This is a genomic window from Pseudoalteromonas sp. RWi3 (assembly GCF_054960735.1).
The window spans coordinates 160,310-175,302 of the sequence record NZ_JBHNYL010000006.1 but is presented as its reverse complement, the minus strand read 5'-3'; the positions used below and the strand labels follow the sequence as shown (position 1 = coordinate 175,302).

Sequence of the window (14,993 nt, the reverse complement as noted above, 5' to 3'; positions counted from 1 at the left end):
TTACACTTGTAGGCAATTAAATGATTGAATTATCAAAAGCAGAATTTGAAGTACTCGATGCGTTATGGATTAGCTACCCCGCTAATGCCAGCCAAATTATTGAGCGCTTAAGTGATGATAAACAATGGCACGAAAAAACCATCAAAACCTTATTAGGTCGATTAGTAAAAAAAGGCGCGCTTAGCTTTGAAAAAGACGGCCGTCAGTATATTTATACGCCTTGTATGGAGCGCGCTGAATATACGCTAAAGGAAAGCCAAAATTTTATTGAGCGCTTTTTTAGTGGTCGTATCGCACCTTTAGTTAGCGGCTTTGCAAAATCTGAGCAGCTGTCTCAACAAGATATTAATGAGCTAAAAAAAGTAATTGATGACTGGGAAAAACAGCAAAAGTAAGGATTACACATGTTTGAAACACTCTTTAATTGGCTTATTGATCAGCAATTATTAATAAGCATACTTGTTGTGAGCTTATTAATTCTAGAGCGCTACTCACTTAAATGGCTAAGCGCCAACTTTGTTTATAAATTATGGTTGTTAATACCTATCTCATTGGTACTAACTAATTTACCGGCGCATTTAAAACCATTACAAAGTACAACTATCAGTAAAATGCTGATCACACCCAACCAAACCTTGGTGGCTGATCTCAGTATTAGTTGGGCCTTGATGTATGCGGTGGTTTTTAGTCTTTTAGCCGCCATTGCAGCGGTGTCTCACAGGCGTTTTATTAAACAACTCAGACTCACTCGCCTTGAGAATTGTAAACTTGTCGGCACCTATTCAGATATTAAAATTTTACAAAGCGATACAATAGATACTCCCATGGTTATTGGCCTTTTACACACTCAACTTGTGCTACCTACAGGGTATATACACAACACAGATAGTGAATCATTAGCCATGATCATCGAACACGAACAAGTCCACATAAAGCGCGCTGACAATTTACTAAATATGATGCAATTGACCATTACATTCGCCTTTTGGTTCAACCCATTAGCATGGCTTGGGTATATGAGCTTTAGACGCCTACAGGAACTATCATGCGACGAAACTGTACTAAAAAGTAAAAGTACTCAACAACGAATTTTATACAGTAAAGCCCTCATTAATTGCGCCGCAAATACACGTGCAAGTTTGATGGCCTATTCACACTATGGAGATAAAAATACAATGCTACAACGACTCAAGCAAATTCAACACACAGGTAACAGTTCATTGGTTGCCAAAGGTGCCATACTTATTTTCGCCGCTGGCATGCTCAGCAGTTTTGCAACAGCGAAACAGCCAGAAGCGAAAAACGAAAAACATTCAATTTCGCCGATTATGCGCATTGAACCTCTTTACCCAACTCAAGCTGCAGAGCAAGGAATTAGCGGCTCAGTGGTATTGAAATACGATATTAGTTCAACAGGTAAAACTCAAAATGTGTCCGTGGTCAGTGCGACTCCTGAAAACGTATTTAATAAAGAAGCGAAGAGAGCGCTACAAAAATGGCAATACAAGCCATCTGCCTCAGGCTTCAAAAACGTACTTGTGCAGTTAGACTTCGCAATCGATGCCAATTACGAATCAAAAGATTTAGTAGAAAAAATTACAGTCGCTTCTAAGTAAGCATTCGTATCAAAGACCCCAAAGCAAGCGCCTTATTTAAGCCGCTTGCTTTGGCGTTTTAGCTAAACAATCAGCCCACTTTTTGTCATAGCCACATTACATACTCACCACGATCATTGCCACTGCACTGCCTAACCCGACAAACCAGACTAACGAGCGCAGCACATCTAAGTTTAAGTAATAAAAAACACAATATAAAATACGCGCAATAATGTGCGTTATGGCAAGTAGCTCTGTTACTTGATGAACATTACCTGTGCCAAGCACAACAGCTATAGCCACAGCAAATACAGTTAAGGCTTCAAAACAGTTTTGATGGGCAGCCAGCGCTCTTGCACCAAACCCAGTTAATTTAGCTTGTTGGTCCCTTGGATGTTTATTGTCATAGCCATCAAGCTTATTCATTGCAATTGCAACTGGGGCCTTTGCTAAATACGGCATCAGTACTGCTAGTAACGCACAAATTAGTAGCGTGGTCATGTTTACTCCTATTTAATCTATCTATCGATAAGTCAAATTCAAACTTAACACAGCTAACCTCTTTGGTTTAGTAAATAAAAAAGCCGCAATGACTGACATAATACCATGCCAGTCATTGCGGCTAACAATAACATCACACTCACTATAGCCCAGAGTAATGCATTTTAAACTGTGGCATATTGTCGCAGTTAACGTATATCACTAAAGTCGATTGGCTTTATCGTACTGTGGCTGTTAATTTACCACCTAAATTCATTAACTTCCCTAACTCATGACTTGGATATTTTTCACTTTTTTAGCCGCCTTCATGCAAGCATGGCGTAACGCGTTACAAAGCAAATTAAGTAACGATATGAGCGTCGCCGGCGTTACACTCGCACGGTTTATTCTTGCCAGCCCAATCGCGGCTGTCTATCTGTATTCACTGTACCACTATCAACCTAGCACAATGCCAACCTTTAACAGCGCTTTTTGGGGCTTTATTGTCGGTGCCAGTGTGATGCAAATCCTTGCCACTGGGTTAATGGTCAAGTTGTTCAAAATGAACAATTACGCTGTAGGCGCAGGGCTTGCTAAAAGTGAGGCCCTAGTTGCAGCTATTCTAGGCGTGCTATTTTTTGGTTCAGCATTAAGCTTATTTGGTTGGCTGGGTGTATTTTTGGGTTCAATCGCCGTCTTGCTATTAAGCGGTATCACTAAAGTAAAACAGTTTAACGCCAGCACAGCCTTGCTTGGGCTGGCCTGCGGTACCTGCTTCGCTTTAACATCGCTCTGGGTACGTGAGGCAAGTTTAAACTCAGGCCTTTTATTTCCTCACTCGGCAGCGTGGGTGCTATTGTTTGTTATCAGTCTGCAAAGTGTTATTTTGCTGATATATATAGCTATTAAAGAGCCCCATACGCTCAAGCAAATGTGGCGCTACAAAAAAATGGTTTCGTTAGTGAGCTTTTTCAGCTGTATAGGTTCAATTGGGTGGTTCAGTGCGATGAGCTTACAACACGTAGCTTATGTAAAAACGCTTGGTCAAGTGGAGGTGTTTTTTACTATGCTAATATCTGTTTTATGGCTAAAACAACCTTTAAAACGCCAAGATACAGCAGGGCTTGTGTTAATTGCCATTGCAGCCATACTCGTCATGCTGCCTACTGCATGAATATGCAGTTACTAATGGCTAATTTTTAGAGTAATAACGCCGCTTATAATTAGCAGAACACCGGCAATACGGCCAAATGTGGCGGCATCGTTATAAAACAAAATACCGACGATAAATGTGCCTGCGGCACCTATACCTGTCCAGACAGCGTACGAGGTGCCCATTGAAATATCACGTTGTGCCAGCCATAACATAAAACCACTGGCGACCATAAACGCCACTGCAATAGCAATCCCTAACCAGCGGTTTTCACCCTCTTGTGACATTTTCAATCCAACTGGCCAGCCTATTTCAAGTAAGCCTGCAATAATCAGATATACCCAAGCCATTAATTTTCTCTCTTTTTCAAAATCACGTCATATAAGTCTTCTCGGCGATCTTTTAAATTACGCACTGTCCCCTCACTGTGAAGGATTTTAAGTTTATCCATATCTAAGTCGCTAAATAATAACATTTCGGTATTCGGTGTTGCCTCGTTCAATGTCGCATCGTGTGGGAATGAAAAATCAGACGGTGTCAGTACTGCTGATTGCGAATATTGCACATCCAAACTCTCAACTTCTGGTAAATTTCCTACAGAGCCTGCAATAACAACATAACATTCGTTCTCGATTGCACGTGCTTGTGCGCAGTGACGAACCCGTAAGTAACTGTTTTTGGTGTCAGTCCAAAATGGTACAAATAAAATATCTAACCCTTGTTGTGCCAAAATCCGTGATAGTTCAGGGAATTCAACATCGTAACAAATCTGAATACCTACTCGGCCTGCGTCTGTATCAAATACCGCAATTTTGTCGCCGCCTTGTATCACCCAATCATTTTGTTCATGAGGCGTAATGTGTATTTTACGCTGCTCGTCTATTTTACCACTGCGATGACAGAGATAGCTGACATTATAAATCTTGTCGCCCTCAGCCAAAGGCATAGAGCCTGTAATGATGTTTGCATTATACTCAATTGCCATACGCGACATCGCGTCACGAAAGGTCTCTGTATACTCTGCTAAATAACGAATCGCTTCTGTTTGGTTTCTTTGTTCAGTTAACCCCATTAACGGCGCATTAAAAAATTCAGGGAATAAAATAAAGTCGCTTTTATAATCTGACACCGTATCAACAAAATACTCCACTTGCGTAAGCATTTCTTCCACTGATGCAACACTTCGCATTTGCCATTGCACAGCACCAACTCGCACAATCGACTTGGTTGATTCAAGCACGGTGTCGGTCGGTTCAAACATAATGTTATTCCACTCAAGTAAAGTGGCATAACCAACGGAGTTTTGATCCTCTGGCAAGTATTTTTTAAGCAAGCGTTTCACTTGAAAGTCATTCGATAACTGAAAGCTTAAAATTGGGTCATATAGCTCTTTATGGTCAACTTTTTCAATATACTCTGTGGGTGTCATTTCATCACTGTAATTGAAATAGCGTGGAATACGACCACCCGCTAAAATAGCGCGTAAGTTGTATTGGCGGCATAGTTCCTTACGCGCATCATAGAGTCTTCGCCCTAAACGCATACCTCTGTGCGATGAGGAAATAACCACATCTAGCCCATATAGTGCGTCCCCTTCAGGATCGCTAAAAACGCGATCATGGCCATCGACAATATCTTCATATGTGTGAGGGTTTGAAAAACGGCTGTAATCCACTTGAACACTTAACGCAATGCCAACAAGCACACCATCATCCACCATGCCCAGCTGACCTTCTGGAAACTGGTCAATCAACCTAAAAATTGTATGGCTTGGCCATGCACCACCTAAGTCGGGGTAAGCTTGGTCCATGAGCGTTTTGATCTGTGGGTATTGATCTTTGCTTAAATTGCAAATTTCAAGATGGGTTTTTTCAATCGACATACACTACTCCGAGAGGACTCAAATTAACTATTATTAGCTAATAATAAACATAACTCTGTGAACACATACTTATTATTGGCTATTTTTATTTTAAGTTGTACGTAATTATTCAATATATTGCGGTCAGCTTAATTTCAATTTAACGTAAAATCTATTTTTTAAACTACTTTTCCTTCACTGCATCCTACTTAAGATGCAGGTACTTTTTGAAGTTACTAGAGCAAATTTCAAACCCAAAGTTCAACGGAGCCTAAGGAGCTTGCGCATAAACTTTCTATTTGCCTATTATCTCCTATACTTTTTTAAAAGTTCACTTTCTAACTGGAGTTATTTTGTCGTCAAAAAATACCACGGTGGACTTTCAAGATATTGAAAAAATCATTTTTCAAATCGTAAAGAAAGTATCTTATTTTTCGTTAGTTATTCACATCCTCCTTATTTTTTTGTTCGCTCATATTGGCGCTATAACATTAGCGGCTGTTAATATTTTTAGTGTGTTTGCATGGGCGTTAGGTATTTTTTTGATTACTCAGGGCTTAAATTCTTTAGCGCTAAGAGTTTTTTGTATCGAAGTAGTTTTACACTCTGTTTTTGTGTGTGCAACACTGGGCTTGGAGGTCGGATTTCAATTTTATTTATGGACCATTTCATCAATGCTACTGGTCGATTACCAGCTAAAGTTGAAAAAGGCCTTTATCTATAGCGTATCGCTAATACTTGCATTCGCAGCGTTATATTTTTTCTTTAAAGATGTCACATACAATTATCCATATGCTGAATATATACCTTTCATAAATATCAGCAACATTATTATTGCCGGTTTACCTATGATTTATGCCTTTGTTTTAATTCGTGAAACAAGTATTTCACAGCGTAAAGAGCTTACAGAAATGGCAGCCAGAGATCATTTAACAAAATTATATAACCGTCGGTTTGCTAGAAAACTGATTATTGATACTCGCCAAAAGTGCATCGAGTCAGATAGCAAAATGTGCATTGTGATGGGTGATATCGACTTCTTTAAACGCATAAATGATACCTACGGCCATGATAAAGGCGACACGATTTTAATGAGCGTAGCCAATGCAATTACTCAATACCTTAGCCCAAAAGACATCATAGTTCGCTGGGGCGGGGAAGAGTTTTTGGTTATTCTCACCAACACTGACGAATCTTCCGCATTTGAACGCATAGAACAACTACGCCAAAAGATACATACCCTTCAACCCTGCCCCGACGATCCTACAATATCTATTTCAATGAGCTTTGGTTTAATTGAGTGGCGACCGCTAGCATCGCTCAACGATACGCTTCACCAAGCAGATATAGCACTTTATAAAAGCAAACACAGTGGCCGCAATAAAACAACTATCGCGACCCCAGAACAAGACTATATTAACAATCTCAAGTCAGTCTAAATGACTGTATTTATAGATTGGTTGGACTTATAACTATTTTGTGGCTAATAGTCTGCGGTAATAATGGTGTGAGCTCGCCATTTATGTATTCATCAAAACCCGCTCTGTAAAATGGTGACAAAGGATGCCCAGACTGACCACCGGGAATCGCCATAACAGCGCTCTCCAAATGGCCTGGTTGTGCGATAAAACGCTGTGATGCGCCAAAGCTTCGCCCTTGTACTGCTGGCATAAAGCTATCACCAAACCCTGACGCTTTTGGCATATTTAAAAATTTACTTAGTTGTGGAATTTGCTTTGCAAATGGATGCTCTATAACAAGTTCATTGACATTGCCCCAGCGCCAGTTTTGCATATTTTCACCATATTGCTCAGTTAAGCTTGTTATGGTTTGAGTGAACGCATCACTTAACTGCTCATCCCAACTGTTAAACTCAGGTTTAAGCCAACTCGTAGGTTGTTGCTCAATTAGCTGCCATATAGCAGGTTCTAAATCACGTTTAATATATTTTAAAGACCCACCTCTGTGTTCCAACGTATTTTGCATACCACTAAATACGCTATCAATAACCGCACCCCGGTAACGCCTCACTAACGTATAACCAATTGAATCAGGGCATGCACACGCTTGCCAGTTCTCAATTGCTGTAATAAAAGACTTATTATTAACAGGTTGCTGCTTTAACTTCGCCAAGAGTAACTTATGCCAAGGCATTAAAAACCGTGCCTCATTATCAAGTTGTAAAGCGTTAAAATCGGATTCATTAAACTGATCTTTCTCTAACAGTCTGTCTCTTATTTGTGTTGAGCGTGCGCCTAGTGCGTAACCCCCGTTACCGAAACGCTGGTGTTCTTGCGCTGAAACCACACGCGAGTTTCCCGTCCATAGACGCCCATCTTTAGGGTTTTTAATACTAGGCCTTTGTTGCTCATTCTGTTGCCACAAAGGTGAATACCCCTTTTCAGTCACGGCCACATCACTGGGTGTTTTACGAGCAGGAATGGCCCCCATGTTTTTCCACGCTGCGTTACCTTGGCTATCTACAACCATTAAGTTCTGTACTGGAATACCTACATCACTGGCTAATGCTAACGCAGCATCAACATTCTTAGCTTGCTCTAGTTGCAGTAAATCCATATCCACCGCATAGTTTTGGTGACCCACCCAACTGAGTGCATATTGCTTTGCATCTATTTCACGCACGGGCCCATATTCACTCATTGTTAGTTGGTAAGGCTCAGTACTGCCATCAGCAAGTACAATTTGCTCAGTTTCTTGCCAAGTTTTACTACTTTCAGTTAGTTCAACCCAATCAGCCGTGTCTAAATAGCCATTGGTAAAACCCCAGGCAATATGATTATTTGTCCCCACAACAATCGCAGGAGCGCCAGGTAAAGAAACACCGGTTACTTGATGTGTTTCGTTATTTTTACGGTAATTAAGTTGCGCACGGTACCAAATAACAGGTACAGCCATAGACAAATGCATATCATCAGAGAGCATGGCTGAACCTGTCGCTGTTAATTGCCCTGACACAGCCCAATTATTACTACCAAACTCTTGAGTTTGATCTATTTGTTTAAACGCATTATCTGACTGTTTAGGTAATGCAGGTATACCTGATTTATAAGGTGATAGGGTACTTCCATCCAGTGCAGCTTGATAACGACTTGGTTGGGTCAAAAAATCCAGCATTTCTGCACCATATAACTCATTGATTTGAATTAAGGCTTGGTCACGTTCAAAGGTAGCAGTCTGCAAATCTAAATACATACTAAAAATAACCAGTAAGCTATCTTCGCTACGCCACGGTTTTTGCTTAGCACCTGTTAATAAGTATTCAAAACCCGAAAAGCCAACTTGAGCCAGCCCTTCGTTAACACCTGCACTGTAGCTATTAAGTAAAGCCTGATCAGCCTGTGGTAATTGCTTGACAATATTTTCGCTACGTTTACGCAATTGATGAAAGCGCATTTTTTTATCTAAATTGAGTGCTGCTTTACCAAATAATTCACTGAGTTCACCTGCTGCATTACGGCGTAATAAGTCCATTTGAAAGAAACGATCTTGCCCGTGAGCAAACCCAAGACCATACGCAGCATCATTTCGGCTACTGGCATCAACCACAGCTTGGCCTAAAGCATCTCGCGACACAGACACGCTATTTGCAATGGATTTACTTATTCCTTTTCCGTCAAGCGCGGGCAAGCTTAGCGACAACACGCCATAAATAATCGCAGTAGCGGCCAAGCCTAAAATAAGTAATGTTAGAACTAACCACTTGATAACTTTTAGCATACCCAATTCCTTGCATAATTTTTAATTTGTTATAAAACCAGCTGCAGCGTTAAATAATAGGCGACTGGAAAACGCTTATATAGTACACATAGTTTTATGAAAGAATAATGTTAATTATTGATTAATTGTATTTTTCATCATGCACTTAAATTCAGGCGAAATAACAGTATTTATTTACTTAGGGTATTTTAAATTCCATGATAAATTGACTATAGTTGTTTAGCCTATTCAAAAAGTATACGTTCTAATGCAGCGGCCACAAAAAAAAGAACACAAGCAAGCTGATAGATTTAAGCTGACATTTTGGCTCTCTCTTAGCGTTATATTTATTATCAGTATTGTACTTGATCAGATTAATTATAATCGCGCTACACAAGCTCACCGATTACTAATACTCTCTGAAGTTGACACTTACCGAACTCAGCTATCATCAACGTTAATTTCAAACATCCAGCTTGTCCGCGGTTTAGCTGTTGCCGTTGCAGCAGAACCTGATCTCAAGCAAGAGCGCTTTTCACAAATTGCAGCTCCGCTCTTCGAAACATCCTCAGAACTTAGAAATATAGGCGGCGCACCAGGTATGGTGATACGTATGACCTACCCACTGAAAGGGAATGAAAAATCAATTGGTCTTAACTTCTTGAAAAATGAAGCACAAAGAGCAGATGCATTGAGAGCACGAGATAACAATGAAATTGTGATGGCAGGCCCATTAACGCTGGTACAAGGAGGTGAAGCATTAGTTGCCAGAGTACCTGTATTTTTACCCCCAGAAAATACATTTTGGGGCTTATTATCTGTTGTGCTAGATATTGACAAAGTGTATTTAAACTCAGGAATTAAAAAGTTAGAAAAAACGTTTAATGTTGCCATACAAGGGCGTAATGGCCTTGGTCTGCAAGGTGGTTTTTTTTATGGTAGTGAGGCTATTTTAGATACCAACCCTTTGAAACTTCACCTAACAATTCAAGGCGGCGAATGGGTTATGTATGTCAGCCCTAAAACGGGCTGGGCTCCTCCAGCATCATCTGTTTGGCCATTACGCATTGCTATTGCAATTATTATGGGTATTTTAATTTGGGCATTTACTATCTTCATAGAAATGTTTAACCGTCAAAAGCAGAATGAAAAAATGCTATCGTCAATGAGTCGGTTAGCGCAGATTGGTGCATGGTCATACAATTTAGAAACGCAAAAAGTCTATTGGTCTGATACCACTAAAAAAATATTTAAATATCCGCTAGACCAACAGCCTGACTGGCCTAATGATTTAAACTATTTTAAAGAAGGAACAAGCCGCGATAAGATAAAAGAATTAAAAACGCGAGCAATAAAATTCGATGAAAACTATGAAACCGAGCTGGAAATAGTCGATGCAACCGGCAATATAGTTTGGGTGTTAGTCCACGGAGAAACAGAGGTCCGAAACGGCCGATGTGTGCGTATTTTTGGCTCGCTACAAGATATTAATACCCGTAAATGTACTGAGCTTGAGAATAATAAATTCGCACTACACAATGAAGTTTTAGCTTCTTTAACTGTTAACAAAGCTATTTTGACCGGCCACTTAAAACAATCAAAAGATGTAATTACACACTCTATTTGCAACGCTCTAGATGTACAAAGAGCCAGTATTTGGTTATTTAATGATAATAAAGATGCGTTACTTTCTTTTGCCTACCATGGTACGTTTGCCCCCGAAAGCTCATTGCTCTACACATTGCAAAAAGACGATTTTAGTGCTCTTTTTAACGCTATTGATAACCACATGATTATTAAAGCTGCGGATGCGCAAACTAATAAACTGACCGCTCCACTGACTGAACTCTATTTAAAACCTCTGGCTATAAAATCAATTCTTAGTGTGACAATTGTCAGTGGTAGCAGTCCAATTGGAGTTGTGTTTGCTGAAAATTGTCATCATACGCGAAATTGGTCACATAATGAGGAAAGTTTTTTACTCGCCGTAGCAGCACTTATTGGTAGCTTATACTCTAGCGAACAACGTTTTGAAACTGAACAACAACTGGTAACAGCAAAAGAGGCCGCTGAACAGGCTGCTGCCGCTAAAAGTGAGTTTCTAGCCAGTATGAGTCATGAGATTCGTACTCCTATGAATGGAGTACTCGGTATGCTTGATATTGTTCAACATACCCAACTTGATCCCCAGCAACGTCATCATATTCAATTAGCAAAATCCTCTGGTCACTCATTGCTCAATATTATTAATGATATTTTAGACTTTTCCAAAATTGAAGCCGGTAAACTAGATATTGAAAGTATTCCTTTTAATTTACCTCAGTTGCTTGGTGAAATAGTGGAATCATTTGCTCTAAAAGCAGAGAAAAACAACACTAAACTGATTCTAGATGCAACAAAGATTAGCAAAAGCAAAATTATTAGTGATCCAAATCGGCTTCGCCAAATTGTTACTAACCTACTAGGCAATGCAATTAAGTTTACCAAAAATGGTGAAGTAATTGTTGTTGCCCAGCTAACTGAAACTACTGATGGCACATTTTTAAACTGCTCAATAATTGATTCAGGGATTGGTATTAAAGCTGAAAAACAGCTTTCATTATTTGATTCATTCACGCAGGCAGATACATCGACGACACGACAATATGGAGGCACAGGATTAGGCCTAGCAATTGTTAAACAGCTTTGCGATTTAATGAATGGTGAAATCAGTTTTACTAGCTCATATGGTGAGGGAAGTACGTTTACATTCTCGATCAGGGTAAATGCACTATTAACTACAGCACACGACTTACCTAGCCACTTAATCAAAAACAAGCAAATTTTAATTGTCGATACTTGCCAACTCAACAGCTCTATTACCCATAAGCAGCTTACTTTATGGGGGGCGCATTCAAGGATCATTGATAAATATCAAAGACTCAATGATACCCTTACGACATTTGAATACCCCGTTGACGCCATGCTAGTTGATTACTCGTATTTTTTATTTGTAGATAAATCTGCTATCAATACATTAAAGAACTATATAAAAGAGCAAAAAGTAAAATTAATTTTAATGGCACCAATGAGTTACTCACAGGAAAACACCCAATTACCTGTTGTCCCAGATTGCATAATATTTAAACCGCTGACACCTTCTGACTTGTTTGATGCGCTGGCAAACGAAAAATTTATTGAACATCAACAACACGACTTCTCAGTCAGTCAACAACCAGAACCGATACAACCTACGAAAAACGTACAAAGCAAAGTGTTATTAGTTGAAGACAATAAGGTAAACCAGATAGTGGCATGTGCGCTACTTAAGCAAGCAGGCTTGAAGTTTGATATTGCTGAAAATGGAATAGACGCACTCGAAAAGTTAAAAGCGACGTCAAAGGCACCATTCAAGCTTTTACTTATGGATTGTCAAATGCCTGAAATGGATGGTTACCAAGCGACCCAAGCAATTCGTCGCGGGGATGCTGGTGACGTATATAAAGACATTGTTATTATCGCCCTCACTGCTAATGCAATGCAGGGCGATAGAGAGAAATGCTTAGCTGCAGGAATGAATGACTATTTATCAAAACCCCTCGACTTCAATGCCTTAAGCCCTAAGCTCGAACACTGGTTAAAATAAAAAGAATAAGGATACATAATGCAATTAACAACTCATCAGCAACGTGTAATTGGCTGCTTGTTAGAGAAGCAAAGTACAACACCTGAGCACTATCCGCTCTCACTTAATAGCCTGACAAATGCATGCAATCAAAAATCTAACCGAGAGCCTGTGCTTTCTTTATCCGAAGCGCAAATACAAGACACAGTAGATGAACTCGTCGCGTTGCGGTTAGTAACATTAGATGAAGGTTTATCTGGGCGCGTTAATAAATACGCACATAGATTTTGTAATACCGAATTTAGTAGCTTGCAATTTAGCGAGCAAGAACGCGCGATTATATGCATTTTACTGTTACGTGGGCCGCAGACACCGGGCGAATTAAGAACTCGCAGTAATCGCTTAGCGGATTTTAATAGTGTAGCAGACGTTGAAACAACGCTAAATAACCTCGTTAACAAAGGCTATGCTATCAAACACCCTCGAGAAGCTGGCAAAAGAGAAAGCCGCTACAGCCACTTATTTACAAATGCTGACGTGACGGCTTTAAACACTACAAGTACTCACGAGCAACCACAGCTTCAGGCAACCGAGATCAATGAGCTACTGGCAGAAATTAATGACTTAAAAGCCGAAGTTGAAAAAATTAAGCTGCACTTAGGACTTTAAATTAGCCGCCATGAATAACATAATAGCCGTGACAACCCGAAACTAATTAGGAGCTCTAAATGCGTGCCGATATCGTCGCTGAAATGAAAGTTCAGCCAAATATAGATATAAAAAATGAAATTAACCGTCGCGTTGATTTTATCAAAAATCGACTCGTCGCGGCACATTCGCGCTCTTTGGTACTTGGTATTAGTGGTGGTGTTGACTCTTCGACCTGCGGCCGTTTATGTCAGCTTGCAGTTAACCAATTAAATGAAGAACAAAACACTGATAAGTATCAATTTATCGCAGTGCGCTTGCCTTACGGGGTACAAGCTGATGAGGACGAAGCACAACTTGCTGTTGATTTCATTCAGCCAAGCAAACGCTTAGCGGTAAACATAAAGCCTGCAGCAGATGGCATGCATGACCAAGCTCTTGCAGCTATCGTAGGCTGTGGTGAAGCCTTACCAGAGCAATCCCAAATAGACTTCATCAAAGGTAACGTAAAAGCACGCCAACGCATGATAGCTCAGTACGAAATTGCTGGCTTTACTCAAGGTCTGGTTGTTGGTACGGATCATAGTGCTGAAAACATTACCGGCTTTTACACAAAATTTGGTGATGGTGCCTGCGATCTAGCTCCTTTATTTGGGCTATCAAAACGTCAAGTAAGAGCGCTGGCTAAAGAGCTCGGTGCTCCAGAGCTATTAGTTACAAAAGCGCCAACGGCCGACTTAGAATGCGATCGCCCTGGTTTAACCGATGAAGAGGCGCTTGGCCTAAGCTACGAACAAATCGATGACTTTTTAGAAGGTAAACCTGTCAGTGACGAGGTCAGTGAAAAATTGATTGCGATTTATCTTCGAACGCAACATAAGCGCCAAGCGATCCCAACCATTTATGATGAGTGTTAATAACTAATATCTCATAGCAAGTAAACATCACTTCAAGGGCAATTAATAACGATAAATGCTATTAATTGCCCACTTTTCATTTTTTACATATGTATACACTCATTACTACAAGCATCATAAACGCCAGCTAATAAAGTATTAATACTCAATACATTGATCGAATAAACTCGTTAATTCGTAAAAATTTAGATAAGCCTATGAGACTGTAGGTGAAATATTACTGTAATTTAGTTTATAGTGACTAGACTTTAAAACATCGCGTTTAGTAGAGAGCTGCCACATTTATGACATCGCCGATTTTGATAACTGGCGCAGGCCAACGTATAGGCTTAGCGCTTGCAAAACACCTGCGAAACGCAGGGCAAGAACTGATCATTACTTACCGCACACGCCATAGCTCAATAGATGAATTAGAGTCGTTGGGAGTAACATGTTTGCCGGCTGATTTTAAAAGTAATGATACAATATTCGATTTCATCGCAACGTTAAAAAACCACACAGAGTCTTTGCAAGCCATTATACATAATGCCTCAAGTTGGGATTGCGAAGCCAATAATCCAGACAGCGCTGACTTGTTTGATAATATGATGCGCATCCATGCCAAAGCACCTTATTTAATTAATTTAAATTGCGCGCCACTTTTATTGGAACACCAACGGCTCACTCAAACCTCAGCAGATATAATTCACCTGACTGATTATGTTGTAGAAACAGGTAGTCCAAAGCACCTTGCCTACGCTGCAAGTAAAGCGGCTTTAGATAATTTAACCAAGTCATTTTCAGCCAAGTATGCTCCTCGCATAAAAGTAAATTCAATTGCTCCGTCATTGATTATTTTTAATCAGGATGATGATGAGTTTTACCGCGCCAAAACCCTTAAAAAATCATTAATGGGTATAGAGCCAGGGTGTGAAGAAATAATTAATAGCGTCGACCTACTACTGAAAAGCCAGTACATCACCGGACGTACATTACCTGTCGATGGCGGCAGACATTTAAAATAACGAATTAAAATTGA

At 40.0% G+C, this 14,993-nt stretch carries 12 protein-coding genes; 8 read left to right on the top strand and 4 right to left on the bottom strand.

From position 1 onward, the window contains the following. Positions 1 to 20: 20 nt before the first annotated feature. Both ACFI4Z_RS10525 and ACFI4Z_RS10520 read left to right on the top strand, forming a co-directional pair. The gene (locus ACFI4Z_RS10525; RefSeq protein ID WP_462670550.1) at positions 21 to 395 is read left to right on the top strand and encodes a BlaI/MecI/CopY family transcriptional regulator; all 375 of its coding nucleotides are present in this window, start codon (positions 21 to 23) and stop codon (positions 393 to 395) included. A 9-nt stretch (positions 396 to 404) separates the two neighbouring features. Next, entirely contained in the window at positions 405 to 1,616 is a 1,212-nt protein-coding gene (locus tag ACFI4Z_RS10520) for a M56 family metallopeptidase (RefSeq protein WP_462670549.1), read from the top strand. A gap of 96 nt (positions 1,617 to 1,712) precedes the next feature. Here ACFI4Z_RS10520 and ACFI4Z_RS10515 read toward each other — a convergent pair whose 3' ends face one another. After that, positions 1,713 to 2,096, bottom strand: coding sequence for an MAPEG family protein (locus ACFI4Z_RS10515; protein ID WP_462670548.1), 384 nt, complete (start codon positions 2,094 to 2,096; stop codon positions 1,713 to 1,715). 271 nt (positions 2,097 to 2,367) lie between these two features. Between ACFI4Z_RS10515 and ACFI4Z_RS10510 the strand changes: the two genes are divergently transcribed. Then, positions 2,368 to 3,249, top strand: coding sequence for an EamA family transporter (locus tag ACFI4Z_RS10510; RefSeq protein WP_462670547.1), 882 nt, complete (start codon positions 2,368 to 2,370; stop codon positions 3,247 to 3,249). Positions 3,250 to 3,260: 11 nt separating this feature from the next. Here ACFI4Z_RS10510 and ACFI4Z_RS10505 read toward each other — a convergent pair whose 3' ends face one another. After that, positions 3,261 to 3,578 (bottom strand): DMT family transporter, encoded by a 318-nt coding sequence (locus ACFI4Z_RS10505; protein ID WP_058561139.1) that lies wholly within the window; start codon positions 3,576 to 3,578, stop codon positions 3,261 to 3,263. Then, a complete protein-coding gene (locus ACFI4Z_RS10500; protein WP_462670546.1) occupies positions 3,578 to 5,110 on the bottom strand; it encodes a GNAT family N-acetyltransferase in 1,533 nt (510 codons plus the stop codon). The genes ACFI4Z_RS10505 and ACFI4Z_RS10500 overlap by 1 nt, the downstream gene beginning before the upstream one ends. A 332-nt stretch (positions 5,111 to 5,442) precedes the next feature. Between ACFI4Z_RS10500 and ACFI4Z_RS10495 the strand changes: the two genes are divergently transcribed. Further along, positions 5,443 to 6,528 (top strand): GGDEF domain-containing protein, encoded by a 1,086-nt coding sequence (locus ACFI4Z_RS10495; RefSeq protein ID WP_462670545.1) that lies wholly within the window; start codon positions 5,443 to 5,445, stop codon positions 6,526 to 6,528. A 10-nt stretch (positions 6,529 to 6,538) separates the two neighbouring features. On the opposite strand, the gene ACFI4Z_RS10490 is transcribed toward ACFI4Z_RS10495, so the two are convergent. After that, the gene (locus ACFI4Z_RS10490) at positions 6,539 to 8,827 is read right to left on the bottom strand and encodes a penicillin acylase family protein (RefSeq protein ID WP_462670544.1); all 2,289 of its coding nucleotides are present in this window, start codon (positions 8,825 to 8,827) and stop codon (positions 6,539 to 6,541) included. Between the two features lie 247 nt (positions 8,828 to 9,074). On the opposite strand from ACFI4Z_RS10490, the gene ACFI4Z_RS10485 reads away from it, so the two are divergent. The 4 genes from ACFI4Z_RS10485 (at position 9,075) to folM (ending at position 14,979) form a co-directional block, all read left to right on the top strand. Continuing rightward, positions 9,075 to 12,431, top strand: a complete 3,357-nt coding sequence (locus ACFI4Z_RS10485; RefSeq protein WP_462670543.1) for an ATP-binding protein — start codon at positions 9,075 to 9,077, stop codon at positions 12,429 to 12,431. A gap of 18 nt (positions 12,432 to 12,449) precedes the next feature. Next, positions 12,450 to 13,079: a YceH family protein gene (locus ACFI4Z_RS10480; protein WP_462670542.1), complete on the top strand. Its 630-nt coding sequence runs from the start codon at positions 12,450 to 12,452 to the stop codon at positions 13,077 to 13,079. Positions 13,080 to 13,138: 59 nt separating this feature from the next. Next, positions 13,139 to 13,975, top strand: a complete 837-nt coding sequence (gene nadE / locus ACFI4Z_RS10475; protein WP_462670541.1) for an ammonia-dependent NAD(+) synthetase — start codon at positions 13,139 to 13,141, stop codon at positions 13,973 to 13,975. A 284-nt stretch (positions 13,976 to 14,259) separates the two neighbouring features. Beyond that, positions 14,260 to 14,979, top strand: a complete 720-nt coding sequence (folM, locus tag ACFI4Z_RS10470; protein WP_462670540.1) for a dihydromonapterin reductase — start codon at positions 14,260 to 14,262, stop codon at positions 14,977 to 14,979. Positions 14,980 to 14,993 lie beyond the last annotated feature (14 nt).

Bases quoted from the DNA above. Each gene is read 5' to 3' on its own strand.
- folM (WP_462670540.1), top strand. From the start codon at position 14,260: ATGACATCGCCGATTTTGATAACTGGCGCAGGCCAACGTATAGGCTTA.
- ACFI4Z_RS10525 (WP_462670550.1), top strand. From the start codon at position 21: ATGATTGAATTATCAAAAGCAGAATTTGAAGTACTCGATGCGTTATGG.
- ACFI4Z_RS10515 (WP_462670548.1), bottom strand. From the start codon at position 2,096: ATGACCACGCTACTAATTTGTGCGTTACTAGCAGTACTGATGCCGTAT.
- ACFI4Z_RS10485 (WP_462670543.1), top strand. From the start codon at position 9,075: ATGCAGCGGCCACAAAAAAAAGAACACAAGCAAGCTGATAGATTTAAG.
- ACFI4Z_RS10480 (WP_462670542.1), top strand. From the start codon at position 12,450: ATGCAATTAACAACTCATCAGCAACGTGTAATTGGCTGCTTGTTAGAG.
- ACFI4Z_RS10510 (WP_462670547.1), top strand. From the start codon at position 2,368: ATGACTTGGATATTTTTCACTTTTTTAGCCGCCTTCATGCAAGCATGG.
- ACFI4Z_RS10500 (WP_462670546.1), bottom strand. From the start codon at position 5,110: ATGTCGATTGAAAAAACCCATCTTGAAATTTGCAATTTAAGCAAAGAT.
- ACFI4Z_RS10505 (WP_058561139.1), bottom strand. From the start codon at position 3,578: ATGGCTTGGGTATATCTGATTATTGCAGGCTTACTTGAAATAGGCTGG.
- nadE (WP_462670541.1), top strand. From the start codon at position 13,139: ATGCGTGCCGATATCGTCGCTGAAATGAAAGTTCAGCCAAATATAGAT.
- ACFI4Z_RS10520 (WP_462670549.1), top strand. From the start codon at position 405: ATGTTTGAAACACTCTTTAATTGGCTTATTGATCAGCAATTATTAATA.
- ACFI4Z_RS10490 (WP_462670544.1), bottom strand. From the start codon at position 8,827: ATGCTAAAAGTTATCAAGTGGTTAGTTCTAACATTACTTATTTTAGGC.